14 protein-coding genes are annotated in these 16,529 nt (G+C 26.3%); 9 read left to right on the top strand and 5 right to left on the bottom strand.

The genetic code is table 11. The features are described from left to right. The first annotated feature begins 3 nt into the window (after window positions 1–3). The 8 genes from zwf to phoU all read left to right on the top strand — a co-directional run bounded on the left by zwf (window position 4) and on the right by phoU (window position 8,917). Entirely contained in the window at window positions 4–1,500 is a 1,497-nt protein-coding gene (zwf, locus tag ACPKM0_RS00720; RefSeq protein WP_472472881.1) for a glucose-6-phosphate dehydrogenase, read from the top strand. Beyond that, window positions 1,490–2,206 carry a 6-phosphogluconolactonase gene (gene pgl / locus ACPKM0_RS00715; protein ID WP_472472880.1) on the top strand — a complete coding sequence of 239 codons (717 nt, stop codon included), beginning with the start codon at window positions 1,490–1,492 and terminating at the stop codon, window positions 2,204–2,206. The genes zwf and pgl overlap by 11 nt, the downstream gene beginning before the upstream one ends. Window positions 2,207–2,547: 341 nt before the next feature. Continuing rightward, a complete protein-coding gene (locus ACPKM0_RS00710; RefSeq protein ID WP_472472879.1) occupies window positions 2,548–3,828 on the top strand; it encodes an ATP-binding protein in 1,281 nt (426 codons plus the stop codon). Between the two features lie 399 nt (window positions 3,829–4,227). Then, entirely contained in the window at window positions 4,228–5,067 is an 840-nt protein-coding gene (locus tag ACPKM0_RS00705; RefSeq protein WP_472472878.1) for a phosphate ABC transporter substrate-binding protein, read from the top strand. Window positions 5,068–5,071: 4 nt separating this feature from the next. Further along, window positions 5,072–5,968 (top strand): phosphate ABC transporter permease subunit PstC, encoded by an 897-nt coding sequence (gene pstC, locus ACPKM0_RS00700; RefSeq protein ID WP_472472877.1) that lies wholly within the window; start codon window positions 5,072–5,074, stop codon window positions 5,966–5,968. Continuing rightward, window positions 5,968–7,458 carry a phosphate ABC transporter permease PstA gene (gene pstA, locus ACPKM0_RS00695; RefSeq protein WP_472472876.1) on the top strand — a complete coding sequence of 497 codons (1,491 nt, stop codon included), beginning with the start codon at window positions 5,968–5,970 and terminating at the stop codon, window positions 7,456–7,458. Before pstC ends, pstA begins: the two co-directional genes overlap by 1 nt. Further along, window positions 7,459–8,229, top strand: a complete 771-nt coding sequence (pstB, locus tag ACPKM0_RS00690) for a phosphate ABC transporter ATP-binding protein PstB (protein ID WP_472472875.1) — start codon at window positions 7,459–7,461, stop codon at window positions 8,227–8,229. Window positions 8,230–8,245: 16 nt separating this feature from the next. Continuing rightward, window positions 8,246–8,917 (top strand): phosphate signaling complex protein PhoU, encoded by a 672-nt coding sequence (gene phoU / locus ACPKM0_RS00685; protein WP_472472874.1) that lies wholly within the window; start codon window positions 8,246–8,248, stop codon window positions 8,915–8,917. A gap of 59 nt (window positions 8,918–8,976) precedes the next feature. Here phoU and ACPKM0_RS00680 read toward each other — a convergent pair whose 3' ends face one another. The 5 genes from ACPKM0_RS00680 to ACPKM0_RS00660 all read right to left on the bottom strand — a co-directional run bounded on the left by ACPKM0_RS00680 (window position 8,977) and on the right by ACPKM0_RS00660 (window position 15,621). Next, window positions 8,977–9,621: a hypothetical protein gene (locus ACPKM0_RS00680; protein ID WP_472472873.1), complete on the bottom strand. Its 645-nt coding sequence runs from the start codon at window positions 9,619–9,621 to the stop codon at window positions 8,977–8,979. Window positions 9,622–9,714: 93 nt separating this feature from the next. Beyond that, window positions 9,715–11,892 (bottom strand): BTAD domain-containing putative transcriptional regulator, encoded by a 2,178-nt coding sequence (locus ACPKM0_RS00675; protein ID WP_472472872.1) that lies wholly within the window; start codon window positions 11,890–11,892, stop codon window positions 9,715–9,717. A gap of 119 nt (window positions 11,893–12,011) precedes the next feature. Continuing rightward, window positions 12,012–12,983, bottom strand: coding sequence for a DUF4382 domain-containing protein (locus ACPKM0_RS00670; protein WP_472472871.1), 972 nt, complete (start codon window positions 12,981–12,983; stop codon window positions 12,012–12,014). A gap of 153 nt (window positions 12,984–13,136) precedes the next feature. Beyond that, the gene (locus ACPKM0_RS00665; protein ID WP_472472870.1) at window positions 13,137–14,933 is read right to left on the bottom strand and encodes an ATP-binding protein; all 1,797 of its coding nucleotides are present in this window, start codon (window positions 14,931–14,933) and stop codon (window positions 13,137–13,139) included. 1 nt (window position 14,934) lies between these two features. Next, entirely contained in the window at window positions 14,935–15,621 is a 687-nt protein-coding gene (locus ACPKM0_RS00660; RefSeq protein WP_472472869.1) for a response regulator transcription factor, read from the bottom strand. Window positions 15,622–16,032: 411 nt separating this feature from the next. Between ACPKM0_RS00660 and purE the strand changes: the two genes are divergently transcribed. Continuing rightward, the gene (purE, locus tag ACPKM0_RS00655; RefSeq protein WP_472472868.1) at window positions 16,033–16,518 is read left to right on the top strand and encodes a 5-(carboxyamino)imidazole ribonucleotide mutase; all 486 of its coding nucleotides are present in this window, start codon (window positions 16,033–16,035) and stop codon (window positions 16,516–16,518) included. Window positions 16,519–16,529: the final 11 nt, after the last annotated feature.

The raw sequence follows: 16,529 nt of genomic DNA, 5'->3' as shown, positions 1-16,529 counted from the left end.
GCTATGAAAGGGGCATTTACCTTTATAATATTTGGTGCAAGTGGTGATTTATCACAGCGAAAGTTATTACCTTCATTATTTAAGTTATATAAAAAGAAATTGTTTGATAAACCTTTTAACATTTTAGCAATTGGTAGAAGGGATATAGATGATAAATTATATAGAGAAAGAGTAAGAAATTCTTTAATTAATAAAAATTATAATCATGAAAGAATTCAAGATTTCAATTCAAATATAAATTATTTTAAAATGGATTTAGAAAAAAGTGATGATTATCATAAACTATCATCTTTTTTAAGTGAAAAGTATGAATTTCAAAACTTCATATTTTATTTTGCAATATCCCCAGATTTATATTGCACGGTTGCAAATAATTTATTTAAAGTTGGATTAACGAAAGAAAAAAATGGATTTAGAAGAGTAATTATTGAAAAACCTTTTGGACGTGATTTAGAAAGTGCAATTAGTTTAAATAATGAATTACATAAGTTTTTTGAGGAATCCCAGATTTTTAGAATAGATCATTATTTAGGGAAAGAAACTGTTCAAAATATTTTAGTAACAAGGTTTGCTAATGGGATATTTGAGCCTTTATGGAATAGAAATTTTATTGATTTTGTTGAAATAACATCAGCTGAATCATTATCGGTAGGAACTAGAGCGGGGTATTATGATAAATCTGGAGCATTAAGAGATATGGTTCAAAATCATCTTTTACAAGTTTTAGGATTAATTGCGATGGAAGCTCCTGTTGATACAAGTGCAAAAGCTTTAAGAGATGAGATGGTGAAAGTATTCCAATCACTTAGGCCTATAAAAAAAGAACAAGTTTCTGATTTAGTAGTAAGAGGCCAATATGTTGAATCAGAGTATCTAGGTGAAAAGTTTAAGGCTTATAGAGATGAAAATAATATAGCTAAAGATTCGAAAACAGAAACTTATGTGGCAATGAAATGTTTTATAGACAATTGGAGATGGAGTGAAATTCCTTTTTATATAAAAACCGGTAAAGCTTTAGCAACGAGTGTTACTGAAGTTGTAATCCATTTTAAAGCTAATCCTCATACCATTTTTAAAGATAATGAGGAATATATACAAGAAAATAATAAATTAGTAATTAGAATCCAACCAGATGCAGGTATATTGGCAAGTTTCCAAATGAAAGTCCCAGGGGCAGGTTTTAAGGTCCAGCCAATAAGTATGGATTTCCATTATGATTCATTAAAAGAAAAAGATATTCCAGAAGCATATGAAAGATTATTGTATGATTGTGTTGAAAATGATCCAACCCTTTATCAAAGAAATGATGCAATAGAATATACTTGGAAATATGTTCAACCTATATTAGATGCATGGCAAGAATATCCAGATATTCCATTATATGGATATCCTTCTAGAAGTTGGGGACCTCAATATGTAGAAAATAAATTAGCTGAAAAATCTCATAAATGGAGATTTCCATGCAAGAATTTAAGTGATGGTAAATATTGTGAGTTATAAAAAAGTAAATATATTGATATATGATGATAAGTTTGATGCTTGCTATAATATCGCAGAGAAATTTAAATTAATTAATACTAAAGGACTTGCTAATATTGCAATTTCTGGAGGTTCCTCTCCTATTCTGCTTTTTGAAATAATGAGAGATCATTTTCAAAAAGAGAATTTTAATAATATTAACTTCTTTTGGGTTGATGAAAGGTATGTTGAAAAAGAAGATCCTGAATCTAATTTTGGTAATTTTTATAATATATTAATAAAAACTAATATTATTGATATAAACAAAGTGTTTCCTATGTATAAAAAGAATAATAGAGATGAGACTATTTTAGAAATAGAAACAACAATAAAAAGTTTAGTTAAAAGAAAAGGTAGATTCCCTCAATTTGATTTAGTTATATTAGGCTTAGGAAATGATGGACATACCGCTTCTTTGTTCCCTGATAATATAGCAGCTTTATCTTCGAATGAAATAATTATAAAAACAGAAAATCCATATTCCCATCAAAAAAGATTAACTTTAACTAAAAGTGTAATTAATAATGCTAAAGCAATAGATTTTTTGGTTTTTGGAGAATCTAAAGCTAATAAAGTTTATGAGGTTCTTGAAAAAAAATATAAAGACTTACCTACTTCTTATATTAAACAAGATAATTCAGTTTCTTGGTATTTAGATAGAAAATCTGCTGAAAAAATATATATTTGATATTAACCTAAATTAGTATAAATTTTTTAATTGATAAATATAGCTAATTTTTTGTTATATATTAGGTGAATTTTTTTGTAAGGATTTAATATTGTCTATTTATTTTACTTATTTCTATTTTTACAGTATCTCCCATTATATTGAATGAAGTAAGAATATCTTTTAAATATTTTGTGTTTTATACGGTTTCAGGTAAATAGGATAATTTGATAAACCTTTAAAAATATATGACATTTGATTATTGTTCCATTAATAGAACAATAATTGCTAATTTTTGTATTGCATGCAAAACACAATAATGTTAATATTGTTTTGTACACAGAGCATTTTGGAGGTGTAATATGGTAGATAAAGAGTTACTTAAACAAATCCTTATTGAAAATATAGAACTTGTAAAATCGATAGATTACTATAAAAGAAATGTTACACTTGAAGATAATATGCCTTATGTTTTTGTTGGATTAAGACGAGTTGGTAAATCTTATTTATTATATCAAAGAATTCATGAATTAATAGAAGAGGGAAAACAATGGGATTCTATTTTATTAATTAATTTCGAAGATGAAAGATTATTAAATTTTAAAGTTGATGATTTTAATAATTTGATAGAAGCTCACTATCAACTTTATAATAAGAAACCAATTCTATTTTTAGATGAAATTCAAATTGTTGATGGATGGGAAAAATTTGCTAGAAGAATGGTTGATTCAAAATATCAATTATATATAACAGGTAGCAATGCAAAAATGTTGAGTAAAGAAATTGCAACAACATTAGGAGGAAGATTCTTAATTCATGAAGTATTCCCTTATAATTTTGATGAATTTTTAAAAGCAAAAAAAATTACTTATAATAGCACTGATATATATTCTACAGAAAAAAAAGCTATTATTATTAATCAATTTAATGAGTATTTGAATTATGGTGGATTGCCAGAAATTGTTAATATAAAAGCAAAACGAAATTATTTAAATAATATCTTCCAAAAAATTTATCTAGGTGATATTGCTTTAAGAAATGATATTAACAATATTTATGCTTTAAAATATATTCCAAGTAAAATTGCTGAAACAATTAGAAGCTCTCTTTCTTTTACAAGATTAACAAATCTGATTAAAAGTTTAGAAGTAAAAGTTGGAAAAGCTACAATTATTCAATATATAGAAATGTTAAAAGATTCTTTTTTGTTATTTACAATAAATAATATTGATTCAAAATTTAGTGAAAAAATAAAAAATCCTAAATATTATTTTTATGATACGGGATTATTAAACCTTTTTTTAATAAATCAAACTCCAGCATTATTAGAAAATTTAGTTGCCATTTATTTGATTCAGAATTGTGAAAATGAATCGATTTTCTTTTTTAATAATAATTCTTATGAAATAGATTTTTATATACCAGAAAAGAATATTGCTATCCAAGTTTGTTATTCACTTAGTAGTGAAGAAACAAAAAAAAGAGAAACAAAAGCATTGATTGATTTTTCTAAGTTCAAAAATTGTAATAAATTATTCATTATAACTCACGATGAAGAAGCTGAAATTGTAATGGAAGATAAAATAATAAAAGTAATACCAATATGGAAGATTTTATTAAATTATTCTTCCTTAGTACAATAAAAAGTAACATTTACACTTTTTTATACATCAATACCTACACTATGCAATAGTTCCTCCCGAAATAAAAAAAATAACTGTTAACTATTTACTATATAAAAACTCATTTTGCCTAGTTGGTCGAATGTTGTATATCATTAATCAAATATTCATAATTTTGTTTGGTTATATTTGATGAATAAATTTCTCCAAAGAGTTTACTTATTAGTCTCAAATAGCATTAAATTTAAATCAAATGTTAAAAATACATTAAGGAAAAGAATTAAAAAAAGTTTGTTATTGAGGCTTTATAAAGAAAAAAAACTTGAAAAAAAAGTAAATCTAACACTTTTTTAACAATTTGTTATAAATTTGCTAACATCTATTATGTATCTTCTAAATCAAAGATAGGAGATATTTAAAATGAAAAAAATATTCATATTATTAATGGTAGCAATGGCTAGTTTATCGATTTTTGCATCAGGTTCAAGTGAAGAGGAAACAGTCTCAGTAACATATTATACATTTGGTGGTTCTTCAACTGTTGCTCCAATTGTTAAATCAATTATTCCAGAATTTGAAAAAGAAAATCCTTCAATTAACGTTGGATATGAGACACTTGGTTCTTCAACAGGTATTAAGCAATTATTAGCTGGAACATTAAGTTTGTCAGGATCTTCTAGAGATTTAAAAGCAAGTGAACTTGAAAAAAATTGTGTTCCTACAACTATTGCTTTAGATGGCTTATCAGTAGGTGTTAATGCATCTGTTAATATTAGTAACTTATCATTGGCTCAATTAGCAGCAATTTTTAGTGGTGAAATTACTAACTGGAGTGAAGTTGGTGGTAAAGATGTTAAAATTGAATTAATTGAAAGAGATGAAACTTCAGGCACTTATGGGTCTTTTAATGAAATAGTATTAGAGTCTCAAGGAAAAGAACCTACTAAGAATGCTATTATTGCTAAAGAAAATGGTGAAGTAGCTACAAAAATAGCTTCAACTCCTGGTTCTATTGGATATATTGGAATGGCTTTTAATAACATAATCACTAATGCAGGTGGCAAAATTTTAAGTATTGATGGTGTAGAGCCAAAACCAGAAAATGTTATAAATAAATCTTATCCAATTAGTAGATCATTATATGTAGTAACTATCGGTGAACCTAAAGAAGGTACAGTTGAAAAAGACTTTATTGATTTTATTTTATCAAGAAAGGGTCAAGCAATCGTAGAAGAAAGTGAATTCATCTCAGTAAATTAAATATATGACAAGAAAAATTAACAATAACAAAAGACGTAAAGTTATTGAGCAAAGTAGTAAAATAGTTTTACTACTTTGTGCTTTAGTATCAATAACAGCAGTCATTGCAATTACTTTATATATTATTAATCAAGGAATACCTTTTTTCTCTGAAGTTAGTTTAACAGAATTTTTATTTTCTTTAGATTGGTCTCCTTCAGCAGCTATCCCAAGTTATGGAATTGCATCATTTATTCTCGCAAGTTTTGAAGTAGTAATAATAGCTATCCTTATAGCTGTTCCAATTGGTTTATCAACTGCAATATTTTTAAGTGAATTTGCGAAAGGTAAATTATCAAAAGTAATTAGAAATACAATTGAATTATTAGCAGGTATTCCATCTATAATTTATGGTTTGTTTGGTATAGCTATTGTAGTACCTTTTGTACGTAATACATTTGGTGGCAATGGTTATAGTCTATTATCTGCAAGTATTATTCTATCAATTATGATTCTTCCAACAATTATAAATATAAGTGAAGTTTCAATAAGAGCTGTTCCTGATGCATTAAGAAAAGCTTCGGTAGCAATGGGTGCTACAAAATGGCAAACAATATATAAAGTTGTTGTTCCCTCAGCAGCAAAGGGTATTGTTACATCAATTATCTTAGCTTTGGGTAGAGCTATTGGTGAAACCACAGCTGTTTTATTAGTGGGTGGTAATGCTGCAGTATTTGCAAAGTATCCAACAGATATGGGAAGAACTTTAACTATGAATATTATAACTGATATGAGTTATGCAGAAGGTACTCATCTCTCTGCTTTATTTGCAACTGCAATGTTATTATTCATATTTATTTTATTATTGAATTTCATAGTTGTCTATATATCAAACAAGAGTAAAGTCGGGAATGGAGAATAATGGATAGAAAAAATACAAATAAAATTGCATTAACAGTTATTCAAAGTTTATCAATTTTGACAATTTTAATTTTAGCATTAATGTTATCTTACTTAGTTTATAGAGGGTTGTATTCTAGTAACTTAGTAGAAAGAGAAGTAACTGATAGTGTTAATTTAGAGTTGCCATTTAATGTTTATGCGAGCAAAGATGCTAATTTAGATGAATTAGATTATTTTACTTTAAGAAAAATAGTACAAGGTAAAGTTTATTCTCTTAGAAAAGTGAGTAGTGTAAATAGAGATATTAACTTATATATTGATTCTAATCAGAGTGATTATTTACAAAGTTATTTGCATATAGGTGAAGAAGATTTGTCTCAAGATTATATAAACACTATCGAGAGTTCTAAATTAATCAAGGATAATAAAGCAGTAAAGGAAATTAAGAATTATGATGGATCAATCTTAATTACTGATAAGAATACAGAGATAAAAGGTTTTTCAAAAGTAGAAATTAGTGATTTAATTCTTGCTGTTAATCCTGAAGTAACAGCTCTTTATGAAAATAAAAAAATAGGAAACTTAAAAGTTGAAGAAGTTAATAATTTGCTTGAAGGGAAAACCTCTAATTGGAGTGAATTAGATGGACCAAACTTAGATGTAGTAATTGTAAATACACTTGAAAAAGTAGAAAACACAAAAGGTGCTATTATGTTAGTTCAAGCTCCTATGTATCAAAGCGCAATTGATAAAGGATTACAAATAAAATCTTTAAATGTTTTTCATGAGGTATCTGGGCAAAATCTTAAGCTAAATTATTTATTATCTGAAAGTGAAGATGAAGGTAAATATGGTGGAATATTAAGCATAATATTTAATACCTTATTGATGGTGATATTAACAATAATTATAGCAACCCCTATTTCTGTAGCCGGAGCTGTTTACCTAGTTCAATATGCAAAAAAAGGTAGATTAACTTCAATAATAAAAACAGGAATAGATTTATTAGCAGCAGTCCCTTCAATTATTTTTGGATTATTTGGTTTATTGGTTTTTGTACAATTAATGGGATTAGGTTTTTCATTAATTAGTGGTGTCTTAACAATATCTATCATGATATTGCCTACAATTTTAAGAACAAGTGAAGAGGCAATTAGAACAGTAAGTCCTTCCTTAATTGAAGCAAGTAGAGGGTTAGGTGCAACAAAAATAGAAACTATATTTAAAATAGTTTTACCAAGTGCTTCAAGAGGAATTACAACAGGCATTGTTTTAGCAATAGGTAGAGCTTTAGGTGAAACAGCTGCTTTAATATTTACAATTGGATCTTCAACTTCTTTTGCCACAAATCTGAAAAGTTCATCGAGAGTTTTAGCCCAACATATATATTTAATAATCACAGAAGGTGGTTCAATTGATGATGCTTTTGCTTCAGCACTGGTATTAATAGTATTAGTTTTAATAATTAATTCAATTACTAAGATAATTATGAAAAAGGAAATAAAATAGATGAATGAACCGTTATTTAAAGTTAAAGACTTAGATTTATGGTATGGAGAACACCAAGCCTTGAAAAAAGTAAATATGGAAATTGAAAAAAATTCAATTACTGCATTTATTGGACCATCTGGGTGTGGGAAAAGTACATTCTTGAGAGTTTTAGATAGAATGAATGATTTAATTGATAGTGTTTCAATTAAAGGTGATATTCTATTTGAAGGTAAAAATATTTATAAAGATATGGATATATTAGAATTAAGAAGAAGAGTTGGAATGGTTTTTCAAAAACCTAATCCATTTCCAATGACTATCTTTGATAATATAGCATATGGCCCAAAATTGTATAAAAAATATAAGAAAAGTGAACTATATAATGTTGTTGAAAAATCATTAAAGCAAGCTGCATTATGGGATGAAGTAAAGGATAGATTACATACAAGTGCCTTAGGATTATCAGGTGGACAACAGCAAAGATTATGTTTAGCTAGAACATTAGCCGTTAATCCTGATGTGATATTAATGGATGAACCAACTAGTGCTTTAGACCCTATTTCAACCGCTAAAATAGAAGAATTAATGATAGAGTTAAAAAAAGATTATACAATAATTGTTGTAACACATAATATGCAACAAGCTTCTAGAGTATCTGATGTTACTTCATTCTTTTTAATTGATGAAGATAGAAGAGGTTTTTTAGTAGAATCCGGTGAAACTAGTGATATATTTTTAAATCCAAAAGATAAAAGAACTGAAGATTATATTTCAGGTAAATTTGGTTAAAATTAAAGGGGTAAAAATGAATATTAAACAAACACATCAAATAGATGAAAAAATAAATTTTTTTAGAGAGCTGTTGTTACAAATGGTAACTCGTGTAGAACAAGCAATTCAAAAATCTACTATAGCTATGGAAAACAAAGATATTAAATTAGCTGATACTGTAATAAAAGAAGATTATTTTATTAATCAACTTAGAGATATGATTGAAAGTGATGCAGTTAGATTGTTAATTAGTGAAGCTCCCTATGGGCATTATATGCGACAAGTTATTGCAGGATTAAAAATGGCAACTAGCTTAGAAAGAATGGGGGATCATGCTGCCCATTTAGCTAAATTAGTGGGGTCTGATTGTTTCTGTAATGATGAAAGAGAAGCAAAAATTATTAATGGGATAATTGATATGTCTAATATAGCTGCCGATATGTTTAGAAGTGCAATTGATGCTTTAATAGATATTGATGCAGAAGCTGCTAAAAAGGTAGCATTAAGAGATGATGAAATTGATGAAAAAAGAGAAGAATTAAAGCAATTAATTTTAGAAAGTGGCCCTTTTGATAATATAAAACTTAGACAAAATATGCATAATTATTATTATTTAGTTATTGAACTTGAAAGAGTTGGAGATCATATTACTAATATTTGTTCTTGGGTTGTATATATGGATAAAGGTGTTAAACCTCATTTATAATCTTTATTATTTTAGTACATCAAGCTCAGAATATATTAATTCTGAGCTTGATTGGTATTTTAATAAGTGCTTAATCTAGCTATTTGTTTTAGATGACTTTCTGATTCGAACTCATTTCTTCCTGCAATTGAAAAAGCATAATTTAAATCTATTGTATCAGATGGTGTGAAAAATGATATGCTTCCAATTAGATTAGTACAAGAATCTCCACATTCATATCCAAGGATATAAACAGGATTTTTATCATCCTCTTTGGCTAAATTACATTTTAATCTATAGCAATGTCTTTGGTTTTTTTCATCGAATACATAATCAAGTTTTTCCATTTCTAATAATTGTTTTTTACCCGCTATGTTTAAAGTTACTTCTCCCTCAGTATCATACACATATGGTTTTTCTCTTTTTAATTTTCTTAAATTAAGTTCAACTATTCCATTTGTTTTTAGTTTATTGTTATAGATATCATATTCAGATGCGGATAAATCAAAATCGTTATCGTAAAGGTTTCCAACCTTATTATCAAAGAATGCAAAAAAATCTCCAACATTATGAATATCAACTTCTCCTTGATTTATACAAGAAGGACAGTTACATAAATCTGTTGTATGATCATTATAATTACAGCTAGAGTTTGCAAAACTTCCTATTGAAATTACAGAAAATATGAACAAAATTAGTAGAATTTCTTTTTTCATTCTTGTCATATTATACCTCCTAATATTAACTAATGTATGTAAATATTAATATTAGGATAATACACTAATGTTACAAATATTGTTACAAAATGCATAACAAAGTTAATAATTTGTTATAGGCTTAATATTTGTTTGTTGTAAGATTGTTTTTAATTTTTCAAGAGAATTAAGTGGTGCAAATAATGGATTAACACAAAGAAAGAATAATGCATGATCATGGCATAAAATAGATTTTTCTATCCAAATGAGAGCCTTGTCATATTCTTTTAATCCAATATATGTTAATGCTATGGGAAGGTTTGGAAGGGCAGCTGTATTAGTATTGTTCAATAAAATTTCAATTTCTTGATAAGCTTTCTTAGGTTTATTAATTTGAGAGTACGCATACCCTAGTGAACCATGTAGTGCATTTTGCCATGAAAGAGGGATATTTCCTTCAACTTTTTCTATCTTTTTAATAGCTTTATCTATTTTATTTTCAATTAAATAGATATATGAATACATAATATTTTCTAATGCTGGATTTGGGTATAGTATGAATTGCTGTTTAACTTCTTTTTTTGCTTTTTTATATTCTTTATTTACTAAATAAAGCCAAAATTTTATTTTAAAATTTTGATGACTTATTGGATTTATTTCAAAAGCCATATCTGATAGTTTTTTAGATTTAGTATAATTGTTAGTCAATATACATAATTCTGAATAATCTAGTAGAGTTTGATAATTATTAGGCATGATTTGAAGTGATTTAATATATAAAGCTTCTGCCTCTTTAAAATTCCATTCAGTTAATATTTTAATTTTACCAAAAACATTTAAGGCTGTTGGCTCATCTTTATTAAGATCAAGAGCTTTTTTTGCAGCTCTTTCAGCTTCATTTAGAAAATTCATTTGATTTGGACAGCAAATTTCTTTATCTCCTTTCATGAGAAGTGTTTTTGCTAAGCCTGCCCAAGCTTCTGCATCTTTTTCATTATAATTAACTGCTTTTTTGTACATTTTTATTGCTTTTATACAGTTTTCTTCATTGTTAATTCTTAATAAATATTGTGCTTGTAACTTAAGTTTGTTAGATATGGAATTAGATTTTCCTTTATTAAATTTAGAATTTATATTTATTATTTTTTTTGAATTAATATTTAAGCAAGGAAGATATTGACTTCCAATTACTTGAGCAATATTTGATGGGTCTTCATTTTTAAAAGAAAATATATTTATGCTGTTAGCTTTTATAATTATATCTTTTATTGGGTCAATTAATCTACTTTTTATGATTATTGTATTATTTATTTTTCCCATACATCCTTCAATAATATAATTTGTATTTAATTCACGAGAAATAATTGATATTCTTTTTTTTTCATTTTTATATGTTAATGTAGATGTACGAGATATTGTTTTTATATGACTAAACTTAGCAAAATAATCTTCTAAACTTTCCAAAATCATGTCTAAGAACAGTAAATTGTTTTCATCAAATATATTATTGATAGTGAAAGGAAGTATAGCTAACCTATAATCCGTAGCTTCATTTATCATAAGTGAGGATTGTCTTTTTATGGTTCCTTTTTTTATCTTTTCGAGTAATAAAAGAGTCTCATTTTCAAGCGAAGAATTAAATTCCTCATTAATTATTTTTTTACAATGTTCAAATTGATTAAGTGCTAGTTGTCTGTTTCCATTTAAAGCGTGTATATATATTATTGCTCTATGAGTCTCTTCATCAAAGTTATCTAAAACTAAGCTTTGATTAGCGTAATTTAAAGCTGAAGAATAATTTTTTTCTTGAATTTCATTCTCATAAAGTTGTTTCAATAGTTTTTTATAATTTAATAAAATATTTTGCTCTTCTTGAATTTGCCAATCATAAAAGGATGATGAATTTTTTAAATAAAAACCTTTTAAAAACCCACCTTTCCATAATTCTGCTGCTTTTTTCTTTTGCCATATAGTATGTTGAGAAGATAATAAGTCTTTAAAGATTAGATAGTCACATGATAGATTTGTTCTATCAATAAATATTTTATTATTTTCAGTAATGAATATTTCATTGTTAATTTTCTTTTTTATTTCTGAGATTACTGTTCTTAGTGAACTTAACGATTTTGAAGGGGTCACTTCTGGCCATAAAAACTCAGCAATTTCTTCTCTATAAAAAGTTCTATTGTTGCATATTATATAAGTTAATAAAGCTATAGCTTTCTTTCGAGAGAAAGAAATTTCTTTATAATCAATTTTAAAAATAGGTGGTCCGAGAAGTTCAATAGTAAATATACTCATATAAAATCCTCTTGATATATAGTATACTATTAAAAATATTTATAATCTACATAATTAATGTTTTGTGGTACTTTTTTGCTATATATTAAGAGATTTATGTATATATATGTATGGTTATTTTATAAAGGAATTATAATTTCTATATCTTCAGTAGTTTTTTCTTCTGAGATAACATCAATATTTACATAAGATGTTGAATCTAAAATAGTATATTCATTGAGGCTATTAATTCCTGTAACAATTAAATCATAAGAACCTTGAGCTAAAAATGGTAATATATAAGTATTAGGGAGTCCATCATCATTGCTATCCATTACTTGTGTACTACTTTCAGCATTATCAAAATAAACTGGAGTTTCTGAATCAGGAGATAATTCACTTTCTTCAAACTCACCAGTCTTATAAGCAAAAATTGTAAAAGAATTATAAGCTGTTGAGTTATTAATAGAAAAACTACCAGATATTGAACCAGCTTGATTATTTACTATTAATCTTATTGTTGGTTTTAATAGATAGTCATGAGAGTCTTTTGATCCTCGTTGAACAATTGATTTTCTAACATCAAAATCAGCAGTAATTTCAACTTCACCATTAGCTGGGACAATAAATTCGCCAACTGCTTTATATCCTGTTTGTTTTCCGCTTGGAATAAATAGTGGATATTTTATATCTGTTTCATCAATTATTTTATCAATCGTTCCATCAGAATCAATTATTATGTAACAATTAGAATCTTCATTAGTATCTTTTGAATTATCTTCTATTTCTGCATCAAGATTAAATCTAATTTGAGATACTGTCCCTTCTTCTAATATTATATTTGATAGTAGAGAAACCTTTCCATTAGTTAAATCTAAAAGGTTAAAGGTTTGAGGGCCTTCAAAATTAGTGTCTATTATCCATTCGTCATTTAAATTATATTCAATGCTAGTAATTGTAATATAAACACCTTCTATATCTTCTCTGTCTGCAATAGGAGCGTCTGTTAATGATAAAGAAACTGTTCCTTTTTGAGTAAAAAATGAACATCCATATAAAAATAAAAGCGTAGATATTATTATAATTGTTTGCAAGATTTTTTTAGTTTTCAAAAGAGTTCTCCTTTCTTTGTTTTCTAAATCATAGTTAATTAAATTAATGTCAAATTTATAATAATCTTATGCATATAATAACATACTTATTTTGAAATAAGTAACAAAAAGTATAAATTTTGTTATTATAAATATAACGTTTTTATTTTATTATTATACTTTATACATTAAATCACTTTTTTTAAATAAAGATGTTAAAACGTGATTTGTTTTAGAAATTGAAAATTTAAAAGTTGAACCTTTATTTTCTTCACTTTTTACTGAAATATTTCCTGAGTGGAGAATTGCTATATGCTTAACAATAGATAATCCAAGCCCTGTTCCACCACTATCTCTAGATCTATTTTTGTCTACCCTATAAAATCTTTCAAATATTCTATCGATATCTTCAGAAGGAATTCCTATACCATAATCAGTTACTTTAAATATTATTTCATATTTTTTTTCAGTAACACTAATTTTTATTTTACTGTTTTCAGGACTATAATTAATGGCATTGATAACAAGGTTTATTAAAGCTTGTTTAATTAAGCTTTCACTACAAAATACTGTTAAATTTTTTAAATAATCTTTTTTAATAGTAATATTTTTTTTATTAGCTAGAGGTGTTACTGTTTTTATAGAGCTTTCTATTATTGTAGAAACAGCTACTTCTTCCATATTAGGTTTTGCTTTATTTTTTTCAAGGGAAGAAAGCAATAAAAGATCTTCAATAATTGCTTTCATATTTTGATAATTTGTATATATATCATCATAGAATTCATTTGCTTGTTCTTTGCTTAATTCATTATTAATTAATATTTCAGTGAATCCTCCAATAGATGTTAGTGGAGTTTTTAATTCATGAGATACATTACTTACAAAATCTTTTCTAATTCTTTCTAGCCTGTTAATTTCAGTATTGTCACTAATTGTAAGTAGCGCTCCTTCACAGATATTATTTTTTTCCATACTTGAAATTGTTATATGCAGATTCTTCTCATTACCCTTACCATAAATATGTGCCATTTCTCCTGTGTATTTTTTATATGCCCAAATTTCTAATTCACTTTTTTCAAAATTTGTTATAGCGTTATTTATTTGAGTAATTAAATCTATATCACTTAAAATATCTCTTACAACCATGCCTTTTTTAATTGCTTTTCCTAAAATTGTTACAGCTGCTTTATTGCAAAGTACTATTTCTTTTTTGGTATTTAAAAAGATAACACCTTCTTGCATTGATTCAAGGACTAAAGAATATTCATTTTTTTCTCTTTCTAGATTTGAGATAATTTGTTGTATTTCTTCAGCCATATAATTTAAAGTTTGAGAAAGTTCTTTTATTTCTAAAGGAGAGGTTATATGTGTTCTAGCATCTAATTCTCCTTTTGCATAACCTTTACTAACTTCAACTAAGGATTCGATTGGAATGAAAAGGAGTCTTAAAATAATTAGAAGAGCAATACTAACTATTATAATTATTACTAATAATATAGGAATTATTGATTCAATAAATTGTGAATTTAAAAAGGAAAATTTTGAAATAGGGGCGGCTACTCTGATATAAATATTTTTTTCTGAGGAATAGAGAGCACAATATAAAGTTTCATCTGAAGTTGTTTTACTAGTTCTTATACTATAACCAACTTCATTTATAAGTGATGATTTTATCTCTTCACGATATAAATGATTGTCCATTAATAAAAAATCTTTTTCACTATCAAAGAATACATTTCCTTCATTATCAATTAATGTGATTCTAATTTTATTATAGAGAGCATAATTTTGAAGGGTTTGATAATCTATCTCATCAAATGAATTAATAAATAATGCTTTATTTTTTAATTCATTTTGTTCTTGCTCTGTTATTATAGATGAGAAAACTCTTCTAGAAGAAAATAAAGAAGAAAATAAAATTAGTATTATTGTAAACAATAGTAAAAGGGATAATTGTCTCTTAAACTTCAATTTATGCTCCTACGTATTTATAACCAACACCCCAAACAGTTTTTATTCTATTTCCATAGTGTTTTAGTTTTTTTCTAAGGGAAACAATCTGAACATCAATAGCTCTTTCTGTAACAGGATAATCAGATCCTTTTATATTCGTTATTAATTTTTCTCTAGAATAGACTTTCTCCGGATTTTCAATAAGCAGAGATAAAAGATTAAATTCAGTTGCTGTTAGAATAATTTCTTTATTATCAATTGAACAAGTTCTCTTTGAAGTATCTATATATATTCCATTATCATTAATAGTTATTATTTCATCAGATATATTTTTTCTTTTTAATAATCGAAGAGCTGCTTTTACTTTTGCAGATAATACTTTTGGACTAAAAGGTTTTGTTAAATAATCATCAGCTCCAAGTTCAATTGCAGAGATTATATCACTATCGTCACTTTTTGCTGAAGCTATTATTATTGGTGTTTTAATATCCATTTTATATCTAGCTATTTTAAGTATTTCTAATCCATTTACTAAAGGTAGCATTAGATCAAGAATAATACATGAGAAAGATTCTTTTATAAGAATATCTAAAGCTGCTTGTCCATCATAAACACAAAGAGTATCAAACCCTTCAGATTGTAAATGAAAGCTTAGTAGTTTTGAAATGCTTTTATCATCTTCAATTATTAAAATTTTGTTATTCATAAATTAAGTTTAGGCTTAAGTTTCTTCATTTTTCAATAGTAAATAAATATATTAACAAAAAATTAACATATTAATCCTAGAATATAATGTATGTGGAGGTGATTATTCAGAAATATGTTAATATATTAATTTATAATCAATATATTATAGAAAGTATCAAAAATGTTTAAAAATGTATAATAATTTAGCTATTTATATAAAATATTTGCTATTTTCTTTTTATTGGTTTTCTTTTTTGTTGTTATCCTATAAATTGAAATTTAATGAGTTTTGCAACAAAAGGCTTAATAAATCAGTATATTTTTATAGATATTGCAACAAATTAATAAATTTGTTATAAATTTGTTGTAAAACTGTTGCAATTGTTTTTGCTTTTTTATATTGTACCTTTATAAAGAGGTATTAACAATTATGATAAAAAGAGTTGCAATACTGATGGGAAGTTTAAGTGACTTCGACAAAGTAAAAGGTGCTTTAATAATATTAAAGGAACTTGAAATTCCTTATGATGTTAAAGTTTTAAGTGCGCATAGAACTACAATAGAAACTTTAGAGTTTGCTCAAGTAGCACATGAAAAATATAGTGTGATTATATGTGCCGCTGGCATGGCCGCTCATTTAGCTGGTATAGTTGCCGCAAATACTCTACTACCTGTAATTGGTATACCCATATCCTCATCTCTTAATGGTTTAGATGCATTATTATCTAGTGTGCAAATGCCAAGTGGTATCCCTGTAGCTACAGTTGCTATAGATGGGAGTAAGAATGCCGCTCTTCTTAGTGCTCAAATAATTGCACTCGAAGATGAAGATGTATTATCACGCTTAATCAATTTTAGAAAGAAAAATAAAAAATCTTCATTAGAAGCAAATGAAAAATTAGAACAAATCCTGTAATCAAATTACGG

It is taken from the genome of Pleomorphochaeta sp., from assembly GCF_050031695.1.
Lineage (GTDB): Bacteria > Spirochaetota > Spirochaetia > Sphaerochaetales > Sphaerochaetaceae > Pleomorphochaeta.
Note: the sequence above shows the minus strand (reverse complement) of the source record. Positions and strands in the feature narration are given on the sequence as shown.